Annotated in this window: 24 protein-coding genes, 2 tRNA genes and 2 pseudogenes; 18 read left to right on the forward strand and 10 right to left on the reverse strand. The window is 61.2% G+C overall.

Annotation, left to right across the window (positions count from 1 at the left end):
• Window positions 1-10: 10 nt before the first annotated feature.
• Window positions 11-1,069: an asparaginase gene (locus ACH2DG_RS16790; RefSeq protein ID WP_395027568.1), complete on the reverse strand. Its 1,059-nt coding sequence runs from the start codon at window positions 1,067-1,069 to the stop codon at window positions 11-13.
• Window positions 1,070-1,482: 413 nt separating this feature from the next.
• Between ACH2DG_RS16790 and ACH2DG_RS16795 the strand changes: the two genes are divergently transcribed.
• The 3 genes from ACH2DG_RS16795 to ACH2DG_RS16805 all read left to right on the forward strand — a co-directional run bounded on the left by ACH2DG_RS16795 (window position 1,483) and on the right by ACH2DG_RS16805 (window position 4,852).
• Window positions 1,483-2,412 (forward strand): hypothetical protein, encoded by a 930-nt coding sequence (locus ACH2DG_RS16795; protein WP_395027569.1) that lies wholly within the window; start codon window positions 1,483-1,485, stop codon window positions 2,410-2,412.
• Window positions 2,413-2,597: 185 nt separating this feature from the next.
• Window positions 2,598-3,926: a putative DNA modification/repair radical SAM protein gene (locus ACH2DG_RS16800; RefSeq protein ID WP_395027570.1), complete on the forward strand. Its 1,329-nt coding sequence runs from the start codon at window positions 2,598-2,600 to the stop codon at window positions 3,924-3,926.
• A 38-nt stretch (window positions 3,927-3,964) separates the two neighbouring features.
• Window positions 3,965-4,852 (forward strand): TIGR03915 family putative DNA repair protein, encoded by an 888-nt coding sequence (locus tag ACH2DG_RS16805; RefSeq protein WP_395027571.1) that lies wholly within the window; start codon window positions 3,965-3,967, stop codon window positions 4,850-4,852.
• A gap of 67 nt (window positions 4,853-4,919) precedes the next feature.
• Here the strand turns inward: ACH2DG_RS16805 and ACH2DG_RS16810 are convergent, their stop codons facing one another.
• On the reverse strand, window positions 4,920-5,873 hold the full coding sequence (locus ACH2DG_RS16810; protein ID WP_395027573.1) for a bile acid:sodium symporter family protein: 954 nt from the start codon (window positions 5,871-5,873) through the stop codon (window positions 4,920-4,922).
• Window positions 5,874-6,470: 597 nt separating this feature from the next.
• On the opposite strand from ACH2DG_RS16810, the gene ACH2DG_RS16815 reads away from it, so the two are divergent.
• Window positions 6,471-7,631: an isochorismate synthase MenF gene (locus ACH2DG_RS16815; protein WP_395027574.1), complete on the forward strand. Its 1,161-nt coding sequence runs from the start codon at window positions 6,471-6,473 to the stop codon at window positions 7,629-7,631.
• 94 nt (window positions 7,632-7,725) lie between these two features.
• On the opposite strand, the gene ACH2DG_RS16820 is transcribed toward ACH2DG_RS16815, so the two are convergent.
• Window positions 7,726-8,700, reverse strand: coding sequence for a Bug family tripartite tricarboxylate transporter substrate binding protein (locus ACH2DG_RS16820; RefSeq protein WP_395027575.1), 975 nt, complete (start codon window positions 8,698-8,700; stop codon window positions 7,726-7,728).
• A 745-nt stretch (window positions 8,701-9,445) separates the two neighbouring features.
• Here ACH2DG_RS16820 and ACH2DG_RS16825 point away from each other — a divergent pair.
• Complete coding sequence (locus ACH2DG_RS16825; protein WP_395027576.1) at window positions 9,446-10,768, forward strand: cation:proton antiporter; 1,323 nt, start codon at window positions 9,446-9,448, stop codon at window positions 10,766-10,768.
• Window positions 10,758-11,876, forward strand: a complete 1,119-nt coding sequence (locus tag ACH2DG_RS16830) for a YbdK family carboxylate-amine ligase (protein WP_224152518.1) — start codon at window positions 10,758-10,760, stop codon at window positions 11,874-11,876. Before ACH2DG_RS16825 ends, ACH2DG_RS16830 begins: the two co-directional genes overlap by 11 nt.
• Before the next feature lie 88 nt (window positions 11,877-11,964).
• Here ACH2DG_RS16830 and ACH2DG_RS16835 read toward each other — a convergent pair whose 3' ends face one another.
• The 4 genes from ACH2DG_RS16835 to ACH2DG_RS16850 all read right to left on the reverse strand — a co-directional run bounded on the left by ACH2DG_RS16835 (window position 11,965) and on the right by ACH2DG_RS16850 (window position 15,194).
• Window positions 11,965-12,279 carry a DUF2322 family protein gene (locus ACH2DG_RS16835; protein ID WP_395027578.1) on the reverse strand — a complete coding sequence of 105 codons (315 nt, stop codon included), beginning with the start codon at window positions 12,277-12,279 and terminating at the stop codon, window positions 11,965-11,967.
• Between the two features lie 76 nt (window positions 12,280-12,355).
• Window positions 12,356-13,609: a chromate efflux transporter gene (chrA, locus tag ACH2DG_RS16840; protein ID WP_395027579.1), complete on the reverse strand. Its 1,254-nt coding sequence runs from the start codon at window positions 13,607-13,609 to the stop codon at window positions 12,356-12,358.
• Window positions 13,610-13,812: 203 nt separating this feature from the next.
• Window positions 13,813-14,301: an EVE domain-containing protein gene (locus ACH2DG_RS16845; protein WP_395027581.1), complete on the reverse strand. Its 489-nt coding sequence runs from the start codon at window positions 14,299-14,301 to the stop codon at window positions 13,813-13,815.
• A gap of 113 nt (window positions 14,302-14,414) precedes the next feature.
• A complete protein-coding gene (locus ACH2DG_RS16850; protein ID WP_395027582.1) occupies window positions 14,415-15,194 on the reverse strand; it encodes a hypothetical protein in 780 nt (259 codons plus the stop codon).
• A 382-nt stretch (window positions 15,195-15,576) separates the two neighbouring features.
• On the opposite strand from ACH2DG_RS16850, the gene infA reads away from it, so the two are divergent.
• From infA to ACH2DG_RS16865, 3 genes are all read left to right on the forward strand, one after another.
• Window positions 15,577-15,828 carry a translation initiation factor IF-1 gene (gene infA / locus ACH2DG_RS16855; protein ID WP_395027583.1) on the forward strand — a complete coding sequence of 84 codons (252 nt, stop codon included), beginning with the start codon at window positions 15,577-15,579 and terminating at the stop codon, window positions 15,826-15,828.
• Window positions 15,829-15,961: 133 nt separating this feature from the next.
• Window positions 15,962-16,038 (forward strand) — tRNA-Pro (locus tag ACH2DG_RS16860).
• A 116-nt stretch (window positions 16,039-16,154) separates the two neighbouring features.
• A tRNA-Pro gene (locus tag ACH2DG_RS16865) sits at window positions 16,155-16,231 on the forward strand.
• 121 nt (window positions 16,232-16,352) lie between these two features.
• On the opposite strand, the pseudogene ACH2DG_RS16870 reads toward ACH2DG_RS16865, so the two are convergent.
• Together ACH2DG_RS16870 and ACH2DG_RS16875 are read right to left on the reverse strand one after the other, a co-directional pair.
• Window positions 16,353-16,487 (reverse strand): annotated as a pseudogene (locus ACH2DG_RS16870) (integrase core domain-containing protein); the annotation flags it as partial.
• A gap of 144 nt (window positions 16,488-16,631) precedes the next feature.
• A pseudogene (locus ACH2DG_RS16875) lies at window positions 16,632-16,944 on the reverse strand (DUF1153 domain-containing protein).
• Window positions 16,945-17,512: 568 nt separating this feature from the next.
• Between ACH2DG_RS16875 and ACH2DG_RS16880 the strand changes: the two are divergent.
• The 6 genes from ACH2DG_RS16880 to ACH2DG_RS16905 all read left to right on the forward strand — a co-directional run bounded on the left by ACH2DG_RS16880 (window position 17,513) and on the right by ACH2DG_RS16905 (window position 23,694).
• Window positions 17,513-17,731, forward strand: a complete 219-nt coding sequence (locus tag ACH2DG_RS16880; RefSeq protein ID WP_395027584.1) for a YdcH family protein — start codon at window positions 17,513-17,515, stop codon at window positions 17,729-17,731.
• 316 nt (window positions 17,732-18,047) lie between these two features.
• Entirely contained in the window at window positions 18,048-18,503 is a 456-nt protein-coding gene (locus ACH2DG_RS16885) for a universal stress protein (protein WP_395027585.1), read from the forward strand.
• Window positions 18,504-18,613: 110 nt separating this feature from the next.
• Window positions 18,614-20,122 (forward strand): DASS family sodium-coupled anion symporter, encoded by a 1,509-nt coding sequence (locus ACH2DG_RS16890; protein WP_395027586.1) that lies wholly within the window; start codon window positions 18,614-18,616, stop codon window positions 20,120-20,122.
• Between the two features lie 13 nt (window positions 20,123-20,135).
• On the forward strand, window positions 20,136-20,831 hold the full coding sequence (locus ACH2DG_RS16895; RefSeq protein ID WP_395027587.1) for a 2Fe-2S iron-sulfur cluster-binding protein: 696 nt from the start codon (window positions 20,136-20,138) through the stop codon (window positions 20,829-20,831).
• On the forward strand, window positions 20,828-22,453 hold the full coding sequence (locus ACH2DG_RS16900) for an FAD-binding protein (RefSeq protein WP_395027588.1): 1,626 nt from the start codon (window positions 20,828-20,830) through the stop codon (window positions 22,451-22,453). Before ACH2DG_RS16895 ends, ACH2DG_RS16900 begins: the two co-directional genes overlap by 4 nt.
• A complete protein-coding gene (locus ACH2DG_RS16905; RefSeq protein ID WP_395027589.1) occupies window positions 22,450-23,694 on the forward strand; it encodes an NADH-quinone oxidoreductase subunit F in 1,245 nt (414 codons plus the stop codon). Before ACH2DG_RS16900 ends, ACH2DG_RS16905 begins: the two co-directional genes overlap by 4 nt.
• Window positions 23,695-23,747: 53 nt before the next feature.
• Here the strand turns inward: ACH2DG_RS16905 and ACH2DG_RS16910 are convergent, their stop codons facing one another.
• Window positions 23,748-24,707 carry a LysR family transcriptional regulator gene (locus ACH2DG_RS16910; protein ID WP_395027590.1) on the reverse strand — a complete coding sequence of 320 codons (960 nt, stop codon included), beginning with the start codon at window positions 24,705-24,707 and terminating at the stop codon, window positions 23,748-23,750.
• An 81-nt stretch (window positions 24,708-24,788) separates the two neighbouring features.
• Here ACH2DG_RS16910 and ACH2DG_RS16915 point away from each other — a divergent pair, with 81 nt between their 5' ends.
• The 3 genes from ACH2DG_RS16915 to ACH2DG_RS16925 are packed head-to-tail and all read left to right on the forward strand — an operon-like array spanning window position 24,789 to window position 26,114.
• Window positions 24,789-25,424, forward strand: coding sequence for a DsbA family protein (locus ACH2DG_RS16915; RefSeq protein ID WP_395027591.1), 636 nt, complete (start codon window positions 24,789-24,791; stop codon window positions 25,422-25,424).
• A gap of 18 nt (window positions 25,425-25,442) precedes the next feature.
• On the forward strand, window positions 25,443-25,835 hold the full coding sequence (locus ACH2DG_RS16920; protein WP_395027592.1) for a nuclear transport factor 2 family protein: 393 nt from the start codon (window positions 25,443-25,445) through the stop codon (window positions 25,833-25,835).
• Window positions 25,836-25,841: 6 nt separating this feature from the next.
• Window positions 25,842-26,114 carry a hypothetical protein gene (locus ACH2DG_RS16925; RefSeq protein ID WP_395027593.1) on the forward strand — a complete coding sequence of 91 codons (273 nt, stop codon included), beginning with the start codon at window positions 25,842-25,844 and terminating at the stop codon, window positions 26,112-26,114.
• The last annotated feature ends 17 nt before the right edge of the window (window positions 26,115-26,131 follow it).

Consider the following 26,131-nt stretch of genomic DNA (forward strand, 5'->3'; position numbering starts at 1 on the left):
CCGGGCCAGCCTACTTGTCAAACAGGGCCTGCAGCTGGGCACGCTCCTTCTGGCCTGATTGCAGGGCCAGCATCAGCAGAATGCGCGCCTTGGGCGCCTTCAGGTCACCGGCCATGATGGCGCCTGCGTCGTACGAGGTCTTGCCGCCGCCTTCAAAGCCGTAGCTGGGCATCACGCGGCCGTTGTGCACGCGGGTGGTAACAACCACAGGCACGCCCTTGCCCATGGCGTACTTGGCGGCATTCAGCATGGGCACGTTCATGTTGCCCATGCCCAGCGCGTCGATGACGATGCCTTTGACACCCCGGTCCACGGCCTGCCGCAGCGCTTCGCCATTGGCGCCGCCATACATGGGGAAGATTTCCACCTCGGGCATGGTTTGCGCCGCAATGGCAATGTGCTGGCGGCGCACGGGGGCGTTGCCATAGACCACGCGGTCGGGGTAGACCTCGCCCAGAAAGCCGTATTCTCCGGAGCGGAAAGTCTCCACATTCGCGGTGTGCGTCTTGGTCACATACCGGGCAGCGTTGATCTGGTTGTTCATGGCCAGCATGGCGCCCTTGTTCTGCGACAGCGGATCGACCGCAATGCGCACGGCGTTGAGCAGGTTGCGCGGGCCATCAAAATCAGACACCGAAGCATTGCGCTGCGCGCCGATCAGCACGATGGGCTTGGGCGACTGCACGGTCACATCCAGCCAGAAGGCGGTCTCCTCCAGCGTGTCGGTACCGTGCGAGACGATGACGCCCGCCACCTCGGGCCTGGCAAGGGCTGTCTGCACGGCGGCCGTCAATTGCACCCAGCGTGCCGGATCCATGTAGTCGGATGGCACGTTCGAGAGGTTGTTCACCTGAATCTGTGCGTATTTGCCCACGTCGGGTACGGTGGCGAGCAGGTCGTCACCCGAAATCGCGGGAACGGGCGCGTTCTTCACCGGGTCGATCTTCATCGCAATCGTGCCGCCGGTGGCGATGAACTGCACGGTGGGCTTGTCCTGCGCAAAGGCGGGGGCGGTGAGCATCTGGCCCGCCAGCGCAGCGGCCAGCAGGGAAAAGCGGAATCGGGGCATGGGCAGTCTCCTCGTATGGTGAATCACCTGCATGCACCGCACACGGTGCGCACATTGCGTGCTTTGCGCATGGGGCCGCAGGCAGGAGCATTGTGGGTGCTGCGCGCGGTTTCGCACCGCGCATGCTGTCGCACAGGCTTAGAGCCGCTAGCAAAACCCAGCAAATCGCAGATTTGCGGTTAAGACTAGGCGCCGGGCCACGTCAGGCCGGGCCGCGTCAGGCCGCGCCGCGCTAGGCCGAGCTGCGCTAGGCGAAGCCGCAGGCAGTACAGACGTACCACAAGGCTGGGCGCCCCCGGCGAAGCAACAACGTATCAAGGGTTGTGTTGGCGGCGCTTAACCGGCCCCTACAATGCGCGGCAATGCATATACAACCATCGACACGCAGGCGCTGGCTGGCATGGAGCAGCTGCATGCTCCTGTTGCCGGCGCTGGCAGCCTGCCAGAAAGAGGGCGAGGGCGCAACGCCGCTCACTCCTGCGCAAGGCGAGGGCGCCCCGGCGCCAGACCCGGCCAGCGATCAATTTTTCACCCTGCCGCGCAAGACTGCCGACGGCAGCGAGTGGGCGCCGCCTCTGTGCCTGGGTTTGCCGGTGGTGCTGGCATTGACGGCGCAGCCTGCGCTGGCCGTGGTGCCGGACTGGGGCCTCGACATGCAGGCCAGCCAGCTGCGAGACCGCCTGTGGCTCGCGGCACTGGCTTCACTGGGTGTGGCCGATCCCCAGGCACCATCGCCAGCAGCTGCTTCTGCTGCCGCCAGACTGCAGGCGCGCGCCAAGGCAGGCGAGCCCGATTGGGCCAGGGCCGTGGCACTGGTGCTGGCCACGTGGCCTGCAAGCAAGGCAGCGACGGTAGAAAACGCCCAGGCGCTGGCAGAAGCCGCATGGGGCCTGTACGGCAATGTACTGGGCGTACCGTTTCACCGGCTCAACGTCGTGGCCGAGCAGATGCCCGCCGGCATCATCCGCCCCCTTCGCGCGGGTGAGGCACCGCTGTTTACCGAGCCGCAGCTGCGCGCACAAGGCGACAGGGCGGTGGACAGCATCACGGTGGAATACAAGGACGTCCCCATCGGTCCCTTGCTGGCCGATGTGCGGCAGCGCTTTGGCCCGCCTGTGCTGCAAGAGCCGCACACCGCGGCCCACATGCAGGACCTGCCTAATACCGTGTGGCAGCGCGGCAGCGAGGCCCTGGTACTGCTACCCCGCACCGAAACCGCGGCTGACCTGCACCTGATGGACGTGCGGCAGCTGGACGAGAGAAAGTGGTTTGACAGGCCATTTGGCGATGGCGTTGGCGATCCATCCAGGTGGGAGCAGCGCATTCGCCAACTGGCGGCCTGAGTGGTGGTGTGCGTGATTGTGTGATGAGCGGCCCGAGATTCGCTATGTATCTATCAATTTGATAGCGCTACGCATAATTCAGCAAAGCGCGGAAGACTGCTTCATCAATATTCGGCCGTTCATGCGCGTTTTGCTGCATGGATACCAGGTTTTGCTAAAATACTGTTGTTATTTACAGTATTCGTATGCAAACCATCGCCAAGCTCCGCATCCTGGCAGACGCTGCCAAGTACGACGCCAGCTGCGCATCCAGCGGCGTCAAGGGGCGCGATTCGCTCGGTGGCAAGGGCATGGGGTCGGCAGAAGGCATGGGCATCTGCCACAGCTATACGCCAGATGGCCGCTGCGTGTCGCTGCTCAAGATACTGCTCACCAACTTCTGCATCTACGACTGCCGCTACTGCATCAACCGCAAAAGCTCCAATGTGCAGCGGGCGCGGTTCACAGCGGCCGAAGTGGTGGCGCTCACCCTCGATTTCTACCGCCGCAACTGCATCGAGGGGCTGTTTCTTTCCAGCGGCATCATCCAGTCGTCCAATTACACGATGGAGCAACTGGTGGAGGTGGCACGCAGCCTGCGCGAAGACCATGATTTTCGCGGCTACATCCACCTCAAGACCATTCCCGACGCAGACCCCCAATTGCTGGCGCTCGCCGGGCGCCATGCAGACCGCCTGAGCATCAATATCGAGCTGCCTACCTCGCAAGGCCTTCAGCAACTCGCCCCCGAGAAAAGCGCATCCGGCATCGCATCGGCCATGGGCGATGTCGCCAGGCACATCGACGAGGCAAGGCAGGAGAGGCAGGCGCACGCCGCCCAAAAGCCCGTGTCGCTGCCCGGCGCGCAGCGTGCGCGCCGCGCCAGGCCTGCGCGGTATGCGCCGGGCGGGCAAAGCACGCAGATGATCGTGGGGGCAGATGGCGCAAGCGATGCCGTCATACTGCGCACCAGCAGCGCGCTCTACACCGGCCATCGGCTGCGCCGCGTGTACTACTCGGCGTTCAGCCCGATACCGGATGCGTCCGCCGACCTGCCGCTGCACGCGCCGCCCCTGATCCGCGAACACCGCCTGTACCAGGCCGACTGGCTGATGCGCTTTTATGGCTTTGCGCACGAAGAGATCATCACCCCCGGCGCCGCCGGCATGCTGGATCTGGAAATCGACCCCAAGCTGGCCTGGGCGCTGGCGCACCGCCAGCATTTCCCCGTCAACCTGAACCGCGCGCCCAAGGAGTGGCTGCTGCGCGTGCCCGGCCTGGGCGGGCGCAGCGTGGAGCGTCTGCTGGCCGCGCGGCGCGTGCGCAGCCTGCGCCTGGCCGATCTGCAGCAGCTGCATGTGGCCAGCGCCAAGGTGCTGGCCTTTGTGGAGTTGGCCGATTACCACCCGCGCCCCGGAGCGCTGGAGAGCGCCCAATTGCGCGAACAGCTGATCGCGCAGATGGCGCAGGGCACCGTGCAGCGCAGGCACAGCGGCATGCACCTGGCCGCTGCGGGCCAGATGGCGCTGTTCTGAGCATGCAAGCCGCGCCATATGGAGCAGAGAGTAGGCAGATGCTGACCGTGCTGCTGGATGCGCCCGATGATTTTGCGGGCTTTCGGCAAGCGGCGCGGGCGTTGCTGGCCCTGGGCGCTGCACCTGACGACATTCACTGGCGGTGGAACGACACGCTGGCCACCCGCGCAGCAGAAGGCGACCTGTTTGCCGACGGCGCTTCCTCTTCTGCGCAAGACCGGGTGCTGACACCCGATGCGCTGGACCGCCTGGTGCCAACCCCTGGCCGGCCCGTGCATATCCGCAAGCCGCAACTGGCCGTGCTGCGCGATGCCTGCTGCCATCGCAACCCGGGGCGGTTTGCACTGTGCTACCGCTGGCTGTGGCGCGTGCAGCGCACACCCAGGCTGGCTGGTGATGCGCTGGATGCCGACTGGCGCGGTCTGGAGCATCTGGCCCATGCCGTGGGGCGCGAAATCCACAAAATGCATGCGTTTGTACGCTTTCGGCCCACGCAGGATGCGAGCGGCGAGCCGCTGCATGTGGCCTGGTTCGAGCCGGAACACTACATCGTGCGCGCAGCCTCGGGCTTTTTCATGCGGCGCTTTACCAATATGCGCTGGGCCATTCTCACCCCCGATTGCAGCGTGCTGTGGGATCTGCACACCATGCAATGGGCGCCCGGCGCCACAGCGGCCCAGGCGCCCGGGGCCGATGCGGGCGAGGCGCTCTGGCTTGCCTACTACCAGTCCACCTTCAATCCCGCGCGCCTCAAGGAGCAGGCCATGCTGCGCGAAATGCCGCGCCGCTACTGGAAGAGCCTGCCCGAAACCCAGGCGATCAGCACCCTGGTTGCCACGGCCCGCAGCCGCACGGGGCACATGCTGGCTGCGAAGGGCGATGATGAGGGCGAAAGCGAGGCGGCAGGCGCTGGCAATTATTCCTGATTTGATAGCGGCTGGCGCTTGTCAGTTGTGCACCAGAGGCACTTTTTGTACAGAATATCGGGTCCAATCAGTGCAAGGCCACATCTTCGCGCCGCACATGGTCATTGGCCGTGCCGGTGGGGCGGCTCGACCAGTAGCCGGCCAGTAGCGAGCCCGAAATGTTGTGCCACACCGAGAAAATGGCGCCCGGCAGTGCAGCCATGGGACTGAAGAACTTGGCCCCCAGGCTGGCTGCCAGGCCGGAATTCTGCATGCCCACCTCGATGGCCAGCGTGCGGCACACCGATTTGTCAAAACCCAGCAGGCGCCCGCCCCAGTAACCGCCCAGATAACCGATCAGGTTGTGGGCAATCACCCCGGCAATCACCACGCCGCCCACGGTGGCAATGCGGTCGCGGCTGAGCGCCACCACCGTCGAGAGCACCAGCAATATGGCCACCATGGACACCAGCGGCAGCAAGCGCTCAATACGTTTAATCCGCGCGTGCCAGAAATGGTTGAGCACCAGGCCCAGGCCAATGGGCAGCAGTACGATCTGCGCAATCTCCATGAGCAGCGCGCTCACTGGCACATCGATCGATGCCGAAATATAAAGGCGCGCGAGCAGCGGCGTGGCCACAATGCCTACCAGGGTAGAAAGCGCGCTGATGGTGACCGACAGCGCCACATCGCCCTTGGAGAGAAAAATCATCACATTGGATGAAGTGCCGCTTGCCACGCTGCCCACCAGCACCATCCCGGCCGTCAGCTCTGGCGGCATCTGCAAGGCCTTGGCAATCAGCCACGCGGCCAGCGGCATGATGAGATAGTGCAGAAACAGACCTGCCGCAATCGGTGCGGGCCGCTGCAGCACGCGGGTGAAATCGCTCACCCGCAGGGTCACGCCCATGGCAAACATGATCAGCATCAACAATTGGGCGATATGGGGCTTGAAGCCCAGAAATGCCGACGGTGCGGCGTAGGCAACAACAGCTATCAAGGCTGCCCACACGGGGAAAAGACGGGTCAAAAAGGCAAGCACGAGAGTATCCAGACCAAAGGCAAAGCACCCCGCGCCGCGGCACCGCCCGGAAGGGGATGGCGCAACGCAGGGTGCGGAGATGCGGAATGTAGTGATGCGAAGGAGCAGTGCGCCGCAGTGCCTGGCCATGGGTGGCGGCCAAAGGTCGGGGCGGCAATGAACGCGGGGCTACGGTTGGTAGCGGACGGGCTCTTTCGTGCTTTTGGCCAGCTGCATCGGGGCTGCCATCATAGGGTTGCGATTGCAACCGGTTTCAGGCACGGTACGGAGGCAACACAAACTGCTCGGATATTTGCGGGGGCAACAATCTATCAAAAATGATAGCAATCTGCACATGCCGGGTATGCGCTGGCGCTCAAAAGCATATGGAGGCCAACATTTTTCCCGGTAGAAGCGATATCGGTCGCTACAGAGCTTCCGCATCACGTGCCTGACTGTCCCGGGGCGGACAACGCGGCTTCCATTGCGATGCGGGCGGTGAGGTCCAGGGCGCATGCAACCCTACAATCCCAAGCTCCGCATCTGCGGCCCATGTGCCCTGCTGCGCAAGCGGGGCGGCTGCGGATTCCAAAAAACATGGAGACACAGGAAGTCGTTATGAGTGAGCCAAGCTGGCTGCTGGATGGCATGCACAACGGGGATGTATTTTTTGCCTCGCCTGCGCAGCAATTTCGTTCAACAGGGCTCGATGGCGCGGTGAGCGCCTTCACCACCGCCTCGGCGGACGCTGTGCAGCAACTGTTTGCGCGCGCCAAGGCGCAGGGCATCGCTGAACCGCTGCTGTTTGGCCTCGTGCCTTTTGACAGCGCGCGCCCGGGCAGCTTCACCATTCCACGCTCGGTGCAGCAATCTGCGACCCCTGACCGCGCTGGCCTCGCCGCCATTGCAGGCCGCAAGGCGCGCCCGGCGGTCATCGGCCGCCAGCCGGTGCCAGCACCTGAAGCGTATGGCGACATGGTGCGCGCCGCCCTCCAACTGTATGCAGAAGGCGGTGTCAGCAAGATCGTGCTCTCGCGCGCCATGGATGTGGAACTGGACGCCCCCATCGCCTACGACACCGTGCTGGCCGATCTGCTGCGGCGCAATGCGCATGGCTACACCTTCGCCGTACCTTGTTGGGAAGAAGGTAGGCACACCGAGCCCGCTGCCATCATGCTAGGCGCGAGCCCCGAGCTGCTGGTGCGCCGCGAAGGCGCGCGCGTTTTCATCAACCCGCTGGCGGGCTCCATTCCGCGCCATGCCGACCCAGAGCAAGACCAGGCCCGAAAAGACGGTTTGGCGATCTCGGAAAAAGACCTGCGCGAGCACTCCTATGTGGTGAACGACATCGTGCGAATCCTGCGTGAGCACTGCAGCACGCTGGAGGTGCCCACTGGCCCCTCGGTAATCGGTACCGATGCACTGTGGCACCTGTCCACCTTCATCACCGGCGAGCTCAAAGACCCTGCCATGACCGCGCTCGACCTGGCTTGCCAACTGCACCCGACGCCCGCGATCTGCGGCTTTCCTACTGCACAGGCCTTTGGCCACATCCGGGCGCTGGAGCCGTTTGACCGCGAGTACTTTGCCGGCCTGGTGGGCTGGCAGCGCGAATGTGGCGATGGCGAATGGGCCTTGACCCTGCGCTGCGCGCGCTACGACGGCCATCGCACCCTGCGTCTGTATGCCGGCGCAGGCACGGTTGCCGGGTCTGACCCCGCCAGCGAAATCCGTGAAACCGAAACCAAAATGGCTACCTTCATGCGAGCAATTGCATAAGATTTTCATTTGTTGCCATCTGATCCCCGTCATTTGGCAGCCATGAAGAACGGCGTCCAGGGACGCCGTTTTTCCGTTCTTGGTGTTCTCGTACTCAGTTCTCGCTCAAACCCAGGCGCTTGATCAGCGGCCACCAGCGTTGGCGTTCGTCATCCATGTATTTGGCGAATGCTTCTTGCGAGGAAGGGGCGGCTTCCATGTTCATCCCCTTGAGGCGTGTTTTCACCTCTGGGGTTTCCAGGGCTTTCACAAGCGCTGCGTTCAACTGGGCCTTGGTGGCGGGGGCAATGCCTGCGGGGGCAAAAAAGCCGATCCAGCCCGAGCCTTCCACGCCAGGGTAGCCCAGTTCGGCCACCGTGGGCAACTCCGGCAGAAACTCCAGGCGCCTGGCCGATACGGCGGCCAGCGGCCGCAAGCGGCCGTCCTGGATCATGGGTACGACGGCAACCGGCGGCAGTGCGGCAAAGCTGGTGTCGCCGCTCAGCAGCGAGGTCACGGCGTCTGGCGACGATTTGTAGGGTACGTGCACGGCCTTGCCGCCTACGCGGTCAAGCAGCAGTTCCACCGCCAGGTGCGATACCGTGCCTGCGCCGGTGCTCGGGAAGTTGAGGCGTGCATTGGGCTTTTTGGATTCGGCCACCAGGTCTGCCAGCGATCGGATGGGCGAGTTGGCGGCCACCACCAGCACGTTGTACTGGTGCACCCCCATGGTGAGCGGCGTCAGGTCCGTTTGCGGGTTGTAAGGCAGGTTTTTGTAGATGAGGGCGTTGTTGACCATGGGGCCGGTGATGGAGACGCCAAAGGTGTAGCCATCGGGCTTGGCCTTGGCGATCACATCGGTGCCCAGGTTGCCGCTTGCTCCAGGTTTGTTCTGCACGATGATGGACTGCTTGAGCGTCTTGGCCGCCTCTTCACCCACGATGCGGGCCATGATGTCGGGGCTGGAGCCCGCGCCAAAAGGCACCACCAATGTCAGCGGCTTGGCAGGCCAGGCGTCTGCCGCATGGGTGTGGATGGCGGCGCCCAGTGTCAGTACGGCGGCCATGCCAGCCAGTAGCAGTTTTTTCATGTGTGTCCCCTGTCATCTGTTGAAGGAACGCCTGCGCCGTCTGCGGCGGCCCGATGGCTCGCGGGTGTGGCTCGGGCGTTCGGTTGTCTTCGCTATTTTTTGGCTATCTTGGGCTTCAGGCCCAGCGCATTTGGCAACTGCACGGCCATGCAGACGCATAGCTGCATGCCATTGTGCAGAAAAATAGCCGCGGGCCGGGTTGCCGGTGCAGGTGGCTGTCCTGCGCACGACAGCGTCTGTTGCCGGCCGCATTGCAAAGCGCCGCTGTCTTTGCGCAATCGCGGGCGCCAACCACAGCGCATTTCGTCGCCGACTGCTTGCAACAAGGCGTGGCAAGCAGTACCAGGGAGGTGGCCGATTGCTATTGTTTATAGAGCTGAAGGCGCCCATTGAGTGCGCGTCAGCGGCATTTTTGATATTGGGCAATTTCTGGGCCGAATGTGCAGCGCTGCTGTAAGACAAAGCCCTTTCTCGAAAGGTTTTGGGCGGGTGTTTGAATCTTGCCTCTTATTATGTAAGTGAGTTTCCGGTTTGTTTCCATTTGCGGCCTGACCGCTGTGGCAAGTGCGGCACGTCTTGTGATCTGTATTGCCATGTCAGCCGCTGTCTTGCAGGTGTTGCGTCTTCTGGCTGCTGGCCGGCCATGTCTTGCGACCGAGGTCGTTCCTTTCCGCAACACTGTCTGCACCAACCCGTCTGCGGCGCTGCCTGAAGCGGCCGCAGCATCCGATACAGGAGGGCGCCTATGGCTCCGAATTCCCTACCGATCTTGCCGTCGCCGCACATCGGCAGCTGGCTGGATGCGCACGCCGGCCCGCTGATGAGTTGGTGTGTGTTGGTGGCTGCTGCTGCCATTGCAGGCCACCTGGTGTTCCGGCTCAGCGGATTTCCGCGCATGCTGGGTTATACGGTGGTAGGGCTGCTGGCAGGTTGGCTGGGCTTTGGTGATCTGCCCTGGCCGTTGCAGGGCAACACGCAGGTGCTGCTGCAGACGGCGGTAGGCACCAGCCTGTTGATGGCTGCGTCGCAGATTTCATTGTCATGGCTGCTGCGCCAGCCCTGGCTGCTGCTGCAAAGCCTTGCCGAATCGGGCGCTGCCTTGGTTTTGGTAACAGGCGTGCTGCAGTTGCTGGGCATGGGCTGGGCCGTATCGCTGGGCGTCGGCGTGGTGGCCATGGCGGCATCGCCTGCCGTGCTGCTGCGTGTGGTGGCCGATCTGCGCGCTAGCGGCGCCGTCACCGACCGCAGCCTGTTGCTGGCCACCTTGAGCGGTGTATATGCCCTGGTCCTGGGCCTGGTGATTACCGTGGCCTGGTCGCCTGCTGCAGCAGCGGGGGCAGGGGCTGAGGACGCGCTGGCCAGCCTGGTGCTGACTGCCGCTGGCCTGGGCCAGTTGTTGCTGAGCCTGGGACTGACCGTGCTGTGGGCAGTGCTGACCACGGTGGCATTGTGGCCGGTGCTGCGCTGGCAGTCCTCGCGCAGCGATTCGACCGCGCTGTACATGCTGGCGGCGCTGGTGGCGGTGAGCCTGCTGGCCACGCGCTGGGGTGGTTCGGCCGCGCTGGGCTTTTTGGTGGCGGGTCTGTTGCTGCGCAACATGAGCCCCAAGCCGCTGGTATGGCCCAGCGCCTTCATGGCAGCCAATACCATGCTGAGCCTGCTGATGTTCGTGCTGGTTGCCAGCATGGCGGGCCAGGTGGTTCCCTCGGTAGGTCTGGTGAGCGTGATTGCAGCCGCTGCGCTGGCCCGGCTGGTGGGCAAGATGGGCGGCGTACTGCTGCTGGGCCTGGGCACAGGCCTGGGGTGGCAGCGGCAGTGGCCGGTGGCCTGTGCGCAGTCGCCAAGCTCGGGCCTCGCGCTGGTGCTGGCGTCTGCCCTGGCCATGCAGTGGGCGGTGGTGAATACGGGCGTGGCAGGGGCATTGACGGCTATTGCGCTGCCGATGGTGGTGCTGTGCGAGGTGCTGGGCGTACTGCTGGCATCGCTGGCCCTGTGGCGTTGCGGCGAGGCGCATCGCGGCATTGGCCTGTCTGCCCTGAACGCCAAGGAGAAACGCCATGACGCTTGAAGCCTTTCAACAATCCGATGCATTGACGCTGGGCGTGGAGTTGGAGCTGCAGTTGGTCAACACCAACCACTACAACTTGACGCCCTATGCGCCTGATATGCTGGCCCTGCTCAAGAATGCGCAGGTACCCGGCTCGATCGTGCCTGAGGTAACCACGAGCATGATCGAGATATCGACCGGCATCTGCCGCGATGCGCAGGACGCACTGCAGCAGCTCACGACCACACGCGACGCGCTGGTCAAGGCCGCAGACCGGCTCAATATCGCGCTGGCGGGCGGCGGCACGCATCCGTTTCAGCAGTGGCACCAGCAGCGCATTTACGACAAGCCGCGCTTCAAGGAGATCACCGCGCTCTATGGCTACCTGACCAAGCAGTTCACCATTTTTGGCCAGCATGTGCATGTGGGCTGCCCGAGCGCCGACGATGCGTTACTGATGCTGCACCGGCTGTCGCGCTACATTCCGCACTTCATTGCGCTGTCGGCATCCAGCCCCTTCGTGCAAGGGCAGGACACGGCATTCGATTCGGCGCGGCTCAATTCGGTATTTGCGTTTCCGCTGTCGGGCCGTGCACCGTTTGCGCTGCACTGGGAGGATTTTGAGCGCTACTTTGACAAGATGACGGCCACTGGCGTGATCCACAGCATGAAAGATTTCTATTGGGACATCCGCCCCAAGCCCGAGTTTGGCACGGTGGAGGTGCGGGTGTTCGATACCCCGCTGTCCATTGAGCGGGCTGCTGCGCTGGCCGCCTATGTGCAGGCGCTGGGCAGCTGGTTCCTGAGCGAGAGCCCATTCGAGCCCCAGGAAGATGATTACCTAGTCTACACCTATAACCGCTTCCAGGCATGTCGTTTCGGGCTGGAAGGCACCTATGTGGACCCTGCTACCAGCGAGCAGTTTGGCCTGCGCGAGCATATTCTGCTCACGATGCAGAAAATCCAGAGCCATGTGCCCGAGGGCAGCCGCGAGGCCCTGCAGCAGTTGCGCAAGACCGTGAACGATGGCATGAACGACGCCCGTCGCCTGCGCGATGCCTACGGCGAGGCCCAGCAACTGCCGGAGGTGGTGCGGCAGTCCACGCTGCGGTTCCGGGGAACGGAATAGGGCAGAGGCTACTCAGGCCGCAGTTACGTTGCCAAGCGCGCAGTCGCCAGAGTGCGGGATGGCCAGCAGGCGCGGGCTGCGAAGCCTTTCAGGCTGCAATGACTTTGACCGTATAGCCCTTGCCAGTGGCGATCACCTCCAGCAGGCGGTCGATATTGGGGTGGGCGCCCGGGCGGGCCTTGGCGTCTTCGGTGTGCTCGGCAAACAGCTCGAGGCCTTCTTGGGCTGCTGCGACATTGATGCCGCCATGCCTGGCCGCCAGCGCGTTATAGACGGTGACCGAACCTGCCTTGCCGGGAGCGTTGGGAATGCTGGCGACCAAGTTACCGTCTGCATCGATCAATTGAATCTCGGCAACATGGGCAATGGAAGGCAGGGTCTTGAGGTTGTCGGCAAAAGCCATGGTCGTCGTCCTTGAAGAGCAGGTTGGTATCAAATCAATAGCTATTGGCGCTTGTTGGATGGGCGCCGTGGTCACTTCAGGCATTATGCAGTAGCTGCATGCCCCAGGCGGCCAGGGCTGTCAGCAGCACCACCACAACGGGCGGCACACGCAGCCACTGCAGCAGGGCAAAGGCAATGGCGGCAATGCATGCATCGCTGGGCTGGCGAATCGCGCTGCTCCACACCGGGTGGACAAAGGCGGCAAGCAGTACGCCCACCACGGCCGCATTGATGCCCGCCAGCGCGCGCTGGGCCGCATGGCTTTCTCGCAGCCGCTGCCACCAGGGCAAGGCGCCTGCCACCAGCAAGAAGGCGGGCAGGAATATGGCAGCCAGCATCAAAGCGCCACCGGCCCAACCCGCCCACGGCGCAGGCAAAGGAAGCAATGCACCCAAGTATGCCGCGAGCGTAAACAAGGGGCCCGGTACGGCCTGCGCGGCGGCATAGCCGGTCAAGAACTGCGCATCGCTCACCCAGCCCGGGGGAACAACGCTGGCCTGCAGCAGCGGCAACACCACGTGGCCACCGCCAAACACCAGTGCCCCTGCCTGGTAGAAGGCCGCAAACGCCCGCATGGCGACGCCGGGCCACAACTGTGCAGCGACGGGCAAACACAGCAGCAGCAGGCCGCACGCGAGCAAAAGGCACAGCCCTGCCTTGCGGCCCAGCGGAAGGGACAAGACGGGGCCTGCTTGTTGCGCATTGCCGGGCGTCCGGGGCAAAAGGCGCCATCCCACCAGGGCACCAACGGCCAGCACCAGCAACTGGGGCGCCGCCCCAGGCCATGCGAGCAACACGGCTGCGCCAACCACTGCGAGGCACTTGCGCAGCCAGCCTTTGCACAAATTGCGCCACATGCCCCATACCGCATGCGCCACCACCGCGACGGCGACCAGCTTGAGGCCGTGCACGATGGCGCTGTCTGCCAGGTGCGGCCAATGGTTCAGACCGGCAGCCAGGCCCAACAAGGCGATGGCGCTGGGCATGGTAAAGCCCAGCCAGGCGGCAAGGCAGCCAAGCCACCCGGCGCGCATCAGGCCCAGGGCCATGCCGACCTGGCTGCTGGCAGGCCCAGGCAGAAACTGGCACAGCGCCACCAGATCGGCATACTGCGCATCCGAAAGCCACTGGCGCCGCTCGACCAGAGCCTGGCGAAAGTAACCCAGATGCGCTACTGGCCCGCCAAACGAGGTCAGCCCCAACTGCAGAAACACCCAGAACACCTGCCAGGCGCTATGGCGTGGCGGCCTGGTATCAAGAGGTTGGGGCGAGGATGAGGCGGCGGTCATGGCCTGCAAGCATAGCTGCTGAATGTGCTGCTGCCATGAACCGAGCCTGTTGCACGGTAGAAGTTGCCTCGCGCTTTGTGCCCTATGCGTGGTGCATTCCCATGCCCGGGCTGGATAGGGAGGTCTTTGGCTGGCGGGCGTGGAAGGCGGCGATGTGCTCCAGTCTGACGGCAATGCGCTGCCATGCGCGAAGGCAGCAAGACTCAGCTGCGGCCGTCGATCAATCCCAGGATGAAATCCCAATGGCGGGCATCCACAGGCGTGATCGACAGGCGGTTGCCCTTTTGCAGCACGCGCATGTCTTCGAGCTGCGGGTACTGGCGCAACGCTGCTACAGATATGGGGCCAACCTTGCGCAGTGCCTGCACATCCAGCGTCAACCAGCGCGGCTTGTCCGGGCTGGATTTTGCGTCGAAGTAGGGGGAGGCGGGGTCAAACTGGCTGGCGTCGGTGCGTAAATTGCCTGCAATGCGGGCAACGCCATAGATGCCGGGCTCGGCACAGCTGGAATGCCAGTACAGCACACCGTCGCCCACCTGCATGTCATCGCGCATGAAGTTACGCGCCTGGTAGTTGCGCACACCGTCCCAGGGGATGGTCTGGTGGGGCGCAGCCAGTGCATGGTCAATCGAGTACTCGTCCGGCTCATTCTTCATCAGCCAGTAGCGGGGGGTGAGAGAGTTCATGGTCATTGAGCGCTGGTTGCGGGGCCAGGGGAGTCTCTGCAAGACGGTTGGCAGTAATCGGAATGCGGTCTCGGGCGATCCGCATCCATCCCGTCTGGCGAGAGTTTTGCAGATGCCCCCTAGCGCGGATTATCTACCCAGGCCAATGGATCGGCCTCGGCCGCCAGAGGGGCTGCGGGGGCTTGAGCACCGTCTGAAGAGGATGTATTGGCTGCATGTACGCCCGCACCTGCGCCCACGGCGAGGCCTCCGGCGCCCATCCCGGCCCCACCGCCTCCACCGCTACTTCCAGCGCCACGACCGCCTCCTGCACCGCCACCGTTGCCACTGTTGCGCTTGCCCGATCCACCACCCGCCGCAATGCGCTGCGGGCCCTGTTCGGGAATATGGGTGGACTCTGCGATTGCTTCCAGGTCGAGCGCCTGCCGGATGAAGTTGCGTAGCGACACCACCAGCTCGCTTGTGCGCACGGCGCGGCCCGCCACCATGTCCTGCGCAGCGCGGGCCGCCAGTGCCACCTGCGCTTCCGTGCCCAGCAAGATGATGTCGGACAGCGCCGCCTCCACGGCATCGCGCATGCGCCTGCGGCGCTCCGTCTGGGCCTTGAACGCTTCCCAATCCTGGATGGGTGCTTCGTCAGCCTCGCTGGAGGAGCGCAGCTCCTTGAGGTGGCTCGGGTCTACCGACAGCTCACCGGTGAATGAGCTGCCCAGGGTTTTGTACGCAGCAATCAGGGTCTTGAGCCTCTCGTTGATCTGGCGATTTTCCCGCTCTCGCTTGCGCTGCATGGTCTGCATGAACACGAGGCGAATTCCCAGCATCAGCAATGTGGCAAACAAGAGCCCGAGCACGGTCGACAGCAGCGATTGCCAGGAACTGAAATCAAGAGAGTTGCGCATGGGATTGGATCTGTATCGCCGCATTGCAACACAGCACAGCGGCAATGGGCTGAAAAAGCAAAGGACAACACGGAAATGCCGCGTGGCGCGCATGCATAAAAACTGCATGCATAGTACAATATAGGGCTTTGCAAACTAATGCATTTAGGAGTGCGGCAGCTTACGGCGTAGTTCCGGTGCCTGCAGACGGGTTTTCGGCAGCGCGCCGCTCCTGCTTCGCCTGCGGCCATGAATGCTTTAGACCATGCCGCGTCCGTTGCCTGCCGCGCCGCCAACCGCCCATTGCTGTGTCGAATGGTCTGGTCTGTGGAGTGTCAGCCGGTAGGCATGCAACGGAGCAGGCGCTGTACTGCACAACTAGGACAAGGATTCATCGACTTTTATGGCTAAAGAAGAACTGATCGAGATGCAAGGCTCTGTGACCGAAGTGTTGCCCGATTCGCGCTTTCGCGTGACTCTGGACAATGGCCACGAGCTGATTGCATACACCGGTGGCAAGATGCGTAAACACCACATTCGCATTCTGGCCGGTGACAAGGTGTCGCTGGAAATGTCGCCCTACGACCTGACCAAGGGTCGTATCACGTTCCGCCATCTGCCAGGCCGCGGCCCGGCTCCTACCTCCAACCGTTAATGGAGAGCTGCAGCGCTGGAAGGACTAAGGTCTTTTTGGTCTGTAGCGCAAACCAGTGCTGCAAAGCATGCTGCAAAAATTGTGGCAAGTTTTCCCAAAAGCAGTCCAGAATCTGGTTACAATCATCACATGTCGGAGCGTAGCGCAGTCTGGTAGCGCATCTGCTTTGGGAGCAGAGGGTCGCGAGTTCGAATCCCGCCGCTCCGACCACTATTGAGCACCCGCTGCAAGCAATTGCAGCGGGTTTTTCATTTGTCAAAATATTTTGAAGATGCGCCTCGATTTGGGCTTGAGGCCGCTTTGCAGCGATTAGAATAATGGCTTGTCGGAGCGTAGCGCAGTCTGGTAGCGCATCTGCTTTGGGAGCAGAGGGTCGCGAGTTCGAATCCCGCCGCTCCGACCATCATTGAATGCCCGCTGCAAGCAATTGCAGCGGGTTTTTTCATTTGCGCAAGATTGTATTGACCCAGCAGAACTTGCACAGGCCAGGCCGCTAAAGCGAATGCCGCAGCGGGTGTTCTCATGTTTAGCGCCTGGTGCGGGCGCCCGTGGTTGTAGAAGTGAATCCAGTCCCCAATCAGGCGACTGGCATGCTGCAGCGATTCGAAGCGGTGCCGATGCACGTATCGAGACCCCAACGACCAGTTCTCCTTGATCATGTTCTTGATCGGTGACACGAAGCGATCCTGCAGCTTCGGCGCAGCCTTGACCAAGTGGTAGTACAGAGTGCGCGATGGGATCTCGAACCTTGCTGATCGAGACGGTGATGCGGTCGGCCTACAGTCCCTGGCCGATCGCCTCGCTCACTTCCCATCCGCGCCCAAGGCGCCTGCAATTTTTTTTCTGGCGCGCAACTCCAGCATCGCCTCACCATCGGCCTCGCTGCTCCTTGAGCTGGCTTTCGTTCTGCTTGCGGACGCCCTGCGGGTTGGCTTTCAGGGCGTTCTCCATCCCTTTACGGCCATCTTCCACCCAGCCTTCAATCTCCGAGGGCGGCAGGTCATAAGACCGAACGGCCTCGGCCACACCGGTCTTGCCCTGTGTGATCTCCAGCACCAGTGCCATATTGCGCTTCGCGGTCCAGCGTGTGATTTCTTCTTCCATCAAGGTACTCATGGTGTCTTCCTTTCATTGATAACACCTGAGTAGGTTTTCACTGGGTCAATACAGGACTCTGCTCGCCTTTGCTAAAACTTGGAGTACCTCGGATTTCTCTACCGAAGTGTTCACTGCGACCTTATCGTCTTTTTGATCGACCTCGGTGCCTGAACAAGCTACAAGCGCAGAACGATCTATGCAGAGAAGACCAGGTTACTGCTGTGCTGAAGAGTCTGATTCATCATTTTCTATAACAATTAAATTTATACCAATAAATATATCAGCTATCGAATGAAATTGGTTGTGCTGCACGTAGGCTAGGCGGGACACGATGCCTCGATTCAGTTCGAAAGACTGACCGTCTCCCGACGAATGATCTTGATTCCGGCTATCACTTCCCCAAAGAGTCTTCACCCATTTCCATAGCAAATTCATAACCTAATTAATAATTTATGCCATTGATATTTTGAACTCATTATTCAGATGTAGAGCTTGATTCATATCAAATTGGAGGGGGCTGGAGGCACTCAGAATTGATAGGGCACAGTGGTACTTCCAATGGAAAAAAATCTAAAAGGACTCTGATATGTTTCCAGAATTTCGTGAAGAAATCTCTCGCCTCAAGACCGATGATGCCCATTTCGCCCGCATCTTTCATCGCCACAACACCTTGGATCAAGAGATAAAAAACATCGAAGCAGGTCTTCTGCCAGTGGCCCATGGCGTCATCGAAAACTTGAAGAAAGAAAAGCTAAATCTCAAAGATGAGTTGTATGTGATCCTTCGCAAGACGCGCGAGATTTGAGCCTAGGCCGCTGGAATCATGTGCCCTTTGAATGCATCGAAGCACGTTGGCCTCAGAAAAATCTTCAACACCTCAAGCTTGCTCGCATCACCTTGCAAATAGCGTACGGGCAGTGAAGGCGACGCAACAGACTCTTCAAACAATGCCGGTAGCAACCAAAGCATAAGGCCAGTTTCCATTTTTGTTGAAACGACACCATATCTCTCGTTTATGAAATCGAGAGACAGGGCTTTTTGTTTTCTGATTCAACGCCCGGTGTGCGACGCGGACTGTTCTGCGTCTGCAAGACTTCATATCTCACAGTGGAGCAACCCTCATGTACCAAAAGATATTGCTGGCGATGGATGACAGCCATGCCTCCGAATTGGCGTTATCACAGGCAATCATTCTGGCCAAGGCTACCGGCAGCGAGGTCAAGGTTCTGTTTGTCGCAAGCGACGAGACCGGCGGTTTGATGGGGCACGCAGGTATGTCGACAGGAGTTCCCGAGCTATCGGACATTGGTCAACGCACGCTCGCAGATGCCGCCAAATTGCTTGAGTGCGCAGAAATCGTCCATGCGACGCAGTTGAGTCAGCAGCGCAGCACCCCGCCTGCTCAAATCCATGAAGTGATCGTCGCGGAGGCAGATGCATGGGCCGCGGACCTTTTGGTTCTTGGCACCCATGGCCGTCGTGGCGTAAGCCGAATGATCATGGGGAGCGTGTCGGAGGGTGTAGTCAGCAAAACCACCAAGCCTGTGCTGCTGATACGCAGCGCGCTGGAAGACTGAGTCTTCGGCATTGGTCAGAAATCAAAAAAGGGGCGACAACGGTCTCCCGCAAATACAGACTTGCCGTATCAGGCAAGGCTCAGAACAATTTTTCATTGAAGAAGGTCATCATGCAACCGACCCGACTAAGCGCACTGTTCCGATACTTTGAACAGGTTGTGCCATTTCGTATTAAGCCCGCCCTTGCCACCACTGCGGTTCTCGTCACACTGCTTCTGATTCCAACTCCAGATGGCCTTACTGCCAAGGCTTGGACACTCCTGGCAATTTTTCTAACCACTATTGTTGCCATCATTCTCAAAGTCATGCCAATCGGCGTCATGGCCATGATGGCCATGACCATTGTTGCGTTGACGCAAGTGACGTCAACCTCATCCAAAGGCGCCATCAGTGACACGCTGGCCAGCCTCTCCAACCCGCTGATCTGGCTGATCGTTGTGGCTGTCCTGATCTCGAGGGGCCTGAAGAAAACGGGGCTGGGCAACCGGATTGGGTTGCTTTTTATCTCTTTGCTCGGCCGACGAACAATTGGCATCGGATATGGCATCGCGATATGCGAACTCGTTCTGGCGCCTTTCACCCCCAGCAACACCGCGCGTGGTGGAGGGATCGTTCATCCAATCATGAAGTCGATCGCCTCTGCATTCAACTCCGACCCTGCGAGTGGCACCGAGCGCAAGATGGGCACTTACCTCTCACTGGTGAACATGCATGCCAACACAATCACCTCGGGCATGTTTCTGACGGCGACGGCACCCAATCCACTGGTGGTTGATTACCTGGCCAAGGTAACGAACCAGAGCTTTCATCTCTCCTGGACTACCTGGGCTTTGTACATGCTTGTTCCAGGCCTCGCATGCCTGCTGCTCATGCCATTGGCACTGGCCGTGATAGCACCACCCGAAGTCAAGGTGACACCGCATGCAGTCGATTACGCGAAGACTGAACTCAAGCGTATGGGCAAACTGGCAGGTAGCGAAAAGGTCATGATAGGCACCTTTGTCTTGCTGCTGCTGCTCTGGGCCAATGTGCCGGCCATGATCTTTGGCCCGGCCTTTCTGCTGGACCCAACCGTTGTGGCGTTCGTTGGTCTTTTTGTCCTGATCATCACCGGTACGATTGACTGGGATGATGTGCTTTCGGAAAAGAGCGCCTGGGACACTCTGATCTGGTTCGGCGCTCTGGTGATGATGGCCGAGCAGTTGAACAAGACGGGCGTTATCACGTGGTTCTCCAATCTGCTGCGCGATAGCCTGTTGGCCTCTGGGTTGAGCTGGCAGGCGGCAGCCTCGCTTCTGGTGCTGCTTTTCGTGTTTTCCCACTATTGCTTTGCCAGTACCACAGCACATATCAGCGCCATGATGCTGGCCTTTCTCACGGTCGGTGCAGCGCTTGTTCCTCCTGCGTATCTGGTGCCGTTCCTGCTGATGATGGTGGCAGCGTCCACCATCATGATGACGCTGACGCACTATGCGACAGGTACGTCACCCATTATTTTCGGTAGCGGCTATGTGCCGCTGGGGTTGTGGTGGCGCGTTGGCTTTTTGATGTGCATTGGCGAATTGGCGATATATGCAATCCTCGGTAATTCCTGGTGGAAACTTCTCGGACTGTGGTGAGGAGGCGGCAAACATGCAAGCCAAAAAAAGCGCACCACCAGCGCAATCCAGCCCGATCGGATTGCATTTCGATGGTCATCGCATCCAGGTGAGCAGAGGTGCTTCACTGCTTGAAGCCTGGATGGCCGCAGGGCTGCCACTCACTGAAAACGTTGGCTGTTTGGGGCAGGGCGTGTGCGGCGCATGCCGTGTACTGGTCAGCCGACCCGGCATACGGCTGGCCACCACGGCATTAGCCTGCACAACGCTTGCAGAGGATGGAATGCAGGTTGCATTTATTGACCATTTTCCGGCACGTCGCCAGCATCCATATGACCTGCACGCCATGACGGACAGTTGGGAGGCCATTCGCCAGATCAACACCGCCTTCCCGGAAGCGCAGCATTGCAGGCATTGCGGCGGCTGCGACCGGGCGTGCCCGAAAGGGGTGGAGGTGCAGCGCATGGTCAATTTGGCCTGCGCGGGCCAGGCCAGCGCTGCAGGAGCGCTGTTTGAGCAATGCGTGCTGTGCAATTTGTGCGTGGCCGCTTGTCCAGAGCATATCGATCCTGCCCATCTGGGACAGTTTGTGCGGCGGATGAACGCCGCGCTCACCCTGCGCCCGTCGGACCTGATCATGCGCGTTCATGAAATTGAAGAGGGGCTTCAACCCATACACCTCGATGCAGAGGGAGCGAATCCCCCCCTGGCGAAGGAGATTGCCTCTTGAAACAGGTTGGAATTCCCATTTTGCAGGCCCTGCAAGCCTGGCGTGCAGTTTACCCGGCCGCTCCCAAGGCCCTGAATCTGCCGGTACCGGAGTTGCTGGCGCGATACCACCCCGATCATCAGGCAGGCGCCATGGAGGCTTTGCGCGTAGGTGTCAGTGCGGGAGAGCGGTGCCCTGCGGCGTTGGCTGAATTGTTGCAGGCCGATTCATTGCTGGAGGATGTAGACATCGCAGGCGCGCCCGCTTTGGACGCCGATGTGCTGATCGTCGGCGGGGGCGGGGCAGGCTGCGTGGCGGCCTTGACCGCTGCCCGCGCAGGGGCAAGGGTGTTGCTGGCGACCAAGCTACGCATCGGCGACAGCAACACGGTGATGGCCGAGGGGGGAATCCAGGCTGCAGTCGGTGCAGAAGACAGCCTGCAGCGGCATTTTGAAGACACATTGCGTACAGGGCACTTTGCTGCCGACAAGGCATTGGTTGCCGCACTGGTCTCCGAGGGGCCGGCTGCGATTCGCTGGCTGATTCAGGAAGGCATGAGCTTTGATCTGACCAAGGACAGCGCTCATATGGGGGGAACGCTTTTGCGCAAAACCCCGGGAGGGGCCACGGCGGCACGGTTGCTCTCTTATAAAGACTTCACGGGCCTGGAATTGATGCGGACGCTTCGCGAAGCAGTGCTGCTGCAAGCAGGTATCAAGGTGCTGGATCGGCATCCGGCGCTGGAACTGCTGGCCGATGACCGTGGGCGCTGCGCAGGAGCGGTTTTGCACGATCTTGCCCGGGGCCGCCCGATATTGGCGCGCGCAAGTGCCACACTCCTGGCGACAGGCGGAGCAGGTCGACTCCATCTCGGTGGGTTTCCCACGTCCAACCATTACGGTGCGATGGCCGATGGACTGGTTATGGCCTACAGGCTCGGCGCAAAGCTGCGCGAAATGGACAGCTTTCAATACCATCCAACAGGAATTGCCTGGCCCCAGCACATGGAGGGCGCCTTGGTGAGCGAGGCGGCGCGCTCGGCGGGCGCCTATCTGGTCAATGGCCTGGGCGAGCGGTTCGTAGATGAACTGCAGCCACGCGACGTTGTCGCCTCGGCCGTTCTGCGTGAACTTGCGCAAGGACGTGGCGTTGAACGCGATGGCAAACTTGGCATTTTTCTGGATACCCCCGCGCTGGAACATAGTCACCCCGGCATTCTGAAGGATAGTCTGGTGACGCTTTCTCATCTGGCGCAGCGCTGCGGCATCGACCCCGCCCGGGAGCCGCTGCTGATTCGGCCCACGCTTCATTATCAAAACGGTGGCGTTGCAATCGACGAGGCTGGTCACACCAGCGTTCCCGGTCTGCTTTGCGCCCGAGAGATGACTGGTGGACTGCACGGTCGCAATCGGATGATGGGGAATGCACTGCTGGAGTTGGTGGTTTTTGGCAGGCGCGCCGGTGCTGCCGCCGCGGCTCAGGCGCGAACCGGGCTGCCTCGCAATATCGGGCTCTTCCACTTGGCCAACTGGCGCCGTGGTCTTATCGCACATTCACTATCGCTGGAGAAAAAAGCACCGCTTCTCTTTCCGTCTTATGGCAATTTCGATGCCACCAATTGCCTAAGGGGGACAACACAATGAAGGTGCTCACCGCAAAATCTGTACAGGTCGGATCCGATCTGGCTGCCTGGTTTGACGCTGGTGGAGGCCGGGGACTGGAGCAAGCTCTGGCTGACCCGACAGGCATCATCTCCTGTCTGGAATCTGCCGGCTTGCGCGGGCTGGGAGGGGCTGGCTTTCCAACGTGGAAAAAATGGGCCGCCGTGGCGGCTCGACCACCATGCCCTGATGGTGGTGGTAAATGGCTCGTCTGCAATGGCAATGAAGATGAGCCAGGTACATTCAAGGATCGATTTCTGCTTTCCAGTACACCGCATCAGGTGATTGAGGGCGCTTTGATTGGCGCTGTGGCTGTAAAGGCCAACCAGATCGTGCTGTACGTCAATGCGCATGAGGCGAAGATGCTGCCGACGCTTCGCGCTGCCGTAGATGCGTGGCGTGAGCATCCGATTCTGGCGCGAGTGGCCCAGGTGGTGGGCGCGTCGGTGCAGTTGCAGATCTGCCCCAGCTCCGGCCTCTACGTTGGCGGAGAGGAGACAGCAGCGGTCTCAAGCGTTATGGGGAAATTTCCCTTTCCTTCTCTCAAGCCGCCATTTCCGGCAGAAAAGGGGGTGCATGGTGCTCCCACCTTGCTGAACAATGTGGAAACTTTCGCGCATGTGACGCATATTCTTCGGCATGGCCCCTCCTGGTACCAAGCGCTTGGCGTCGGCAAGGCTGTGGGAACCAAGCTTTACTCTCTGTCCGGCGATGTTCTGCGCCCGGGTTTGCATGAATTGCCCATGGGAACGACCTTGCGCGAATTGGTTTTTGACCATGGTGGCGGCATATTGGCTGGCAAGCAGTTCAAAGCTGTTTTCACCGGAGGCCCGTCCAACACCTTGCTGACGGAGCGCGAGCTTGATGTTGCTATGGACTTTGACAGCCTGTGGGCTCGTGGATCAAGGCTGGGCACCGGGGCCATGATCGTAGTTGGCACGGGAACCAGTATTTTGCGCAAGACGGCTGAATATGTCGGCTTTTTTGCTGCGAACTCCTGCGGGCAGTGCCCGTCCTGCAAGATCGGTACCTATCAAGTCTCGCGCATCCTCGAGCGTATCGAAGCCGGTGCTGGGCGACAAACTGATCTGGCAGCACTCGAGAATCTTGCACGGTTGTTGCCTGGCTCCGGGCGATGCGGCCTTGTAGACGGTGCTGCAACGGTTCTTGGAAGCTCGCTGCGGACCTTCCGCGGCGAGTACGAAATGGCATTGCGGAACTAGATGCAGAGGAGGCGGCAAAAGCCCACTCCCTTTTGGTACTTGCCGCATCCCCATCACCCCCGCCACTGCTGCCCTGGCTGCGAAGACAGGCGCTCCTGCAGCAGGTCCACAAAGGCACGCACCTTGATCGGGCGAAAGCGCGCGGCTGGAAACACGGCATGAATACCACCGGAAGGCAGCACCCAATGCGGCAGCACGTGCATCAGGTGGCCGTCCTGCAGATCCCGCTCCACCGCATAGTCGGGCAGCACCGAAAGCCCCGCACCCTGGCGCACTGCCTCGCGTACGGCCAGCGTGGCATCCAGCGATATGGCGGATTGCATGGTCACGTTCACATTCTGGCGCATCGATTCGCCGGGAGCAAAGCTCCAGTGGAGCGGATCACGCAATGCGGTGTTGGCGATGAAGGGCAGGGTGGTGATCTGCTGTGGCTGTGCGATACCTGCCAACTGCTTGCCCCAAGCAGGTGAGGCCACCAACAACTGCCGGAAAGTGCCGACCTGCTTTGCCTGCAGCTGCAGATCGGTGAGCCAGCCCACGCGGATCGCCAGTTCCACCTGGCCGCTCACCAGATCCAGGGACTGGTCGCTGAGCGCGGCATCCACCTTGCATTGCGGATAAAGACGACAGAACTCGGTAATCACCGGCACGATGGCGGTGATGCCGTAGTCTAAAGGGGCCGTCAGGCGCAGCGTGCCCGATGGCGCCTTCGCAACCTCGGCCAGTTCGTCAAAGGCTTCGCCCGCCTCCTTGAGGATCAGCGCGCAACGCTGGTAGAAGGCACGCCCTGCATCGGTGGGTGCCACCTTGCGCGTGGTACGGGTCAGCAGGCTGGTCCTGAACTCGGCCTCCAGTCGCGCCACCTGTTGGCTGACCACGGCTTTGGTGATGCCCAGGCGCTCGGCCGCGGCCGTGAAGCTGCCGGTCTCTACGACGGCAGCAAAATACGCCAGTCGCTTGAGGTTGGCAAAGTTGCCGCCTGAGGTGTCGTCTTGATTGTGTGCTATTGGCATACAGTCTATCTATTACATCGGTATTTATTTGTCAATTCATGACCCTTACCATGGATGCATTCAACAAGACATGGAATGGGCATGAGAGATTTGTATTACATCTTCGATCCGCTGTGCGGCTGGTGTTACGGCGCCGGGCCGGCGGTCACGGCATTGGCAGCGCACGCCGACGTGCAGTTGCACCTGTTGCCCAGTGGGCTGTTCGCTGGTGAGGGCGCGCGACCCATGAATGCAGAATTTGCAGCCTATGCGTGGAGCAATGACCAGCGAATCGAGCGCCTGACCGGTCAGGTCTTCAGTGAGCGCTATCGCTCAGAAGTGCTGGCCAACCACCAGCAGATGTTCGACAGCGGCCCGGCCACCTTCGCACTCACTGCTGTGGCGCTGACCGAGCCGTCGCGGGAGGTGGAGGCGCTCAAGGCCCTGCAGCAAGCCCGCTATGTGGACGGGATGGACATCTCCGACATCGACAGCCTGCAGGCCATTCTTGGCAGGCTGCGCCTCACGGATGCTGCCGCGCGTCTGGCCCGGCCGGATGCAGCGTTGGTAGAGGCCAATAACCGGCGCCTCCACCAGGCCCGTCAGTTGATGCAACAGTTCGGCGCGCGTGGCGTGCCTACCTTTATTCTGCAGATCGACGGCCAGGCTCGGTTGCTGCCTTCCAGCGCCGCATTTTCCGATCCGCACGGCTTTCTGGAACAGGTGCTGGCCGCCTGACTTTGCATGGGAGAGACGATGACGAGCAATCTGGACATCATTCGGGCGACCTACGAAGGTTCGCCTCAGGACAACAGCAGGCATCTGCTCGCGGCTTTGGCTACGGACGTACGCTGGACCGAAGCACCTGGCTTTCCCTATGCAGGCACCTATATCGGGGCGGCACAGATCGTGGCTGGCGTCTTTCAGCGCCTGGGCAGCGAATGGGAAGGTTTTGCCGCCAAGGTTCACACCTACCTGGAAGATGGCGACAAGGTGGCTGCCTTTGGAACCTATTCGGGCACCTATCGGCAAACCGGCAAGCACATGACCGCCGCCTTTTCGCATCTCTATGAACTCAGGAATGGCCAGATCATCCGCATGGACCAGGTGGTGGACAGCCACCTCGTGCAGCAGGCCATGAAGGATTGACGCGCCATGCAGCAAGCCCTTGAACCACAGCAACTGTTGGACCTGCTGACGCAGTTGCAGGCTGGCAACTGGCAGGCTGCACACGACGGCGTGCAGCGCCACGAGGGCCTGCTTGCAGCCTGGTTGCACGGTCTCGTGCACCTGCAGGAAGGTGATCTGGAAGACGCCGAAAACTGGTATGACCGCGCGGGCAGGCGTTTTCGCCAGCGCGGAAGTTTTGACGAGGAATTGGCCCTGCTGCGGGCCGCGTTGCAAGCACAAGCAGCGCAGAGCCCCTGACGCAAGGCAACCGGCCT

The organism is Comamonas odontotermitis, from assembly GCF_040396735.1.
In the GTDB taxonomy this organism is placed as follows: domain Bacteria; phylum Pseudomonadota; class Gammaproteobacteria; order Burkholderiales; family Burkholderiaceae_C; genus Comamonas; species Comamonas odontotermitis_C.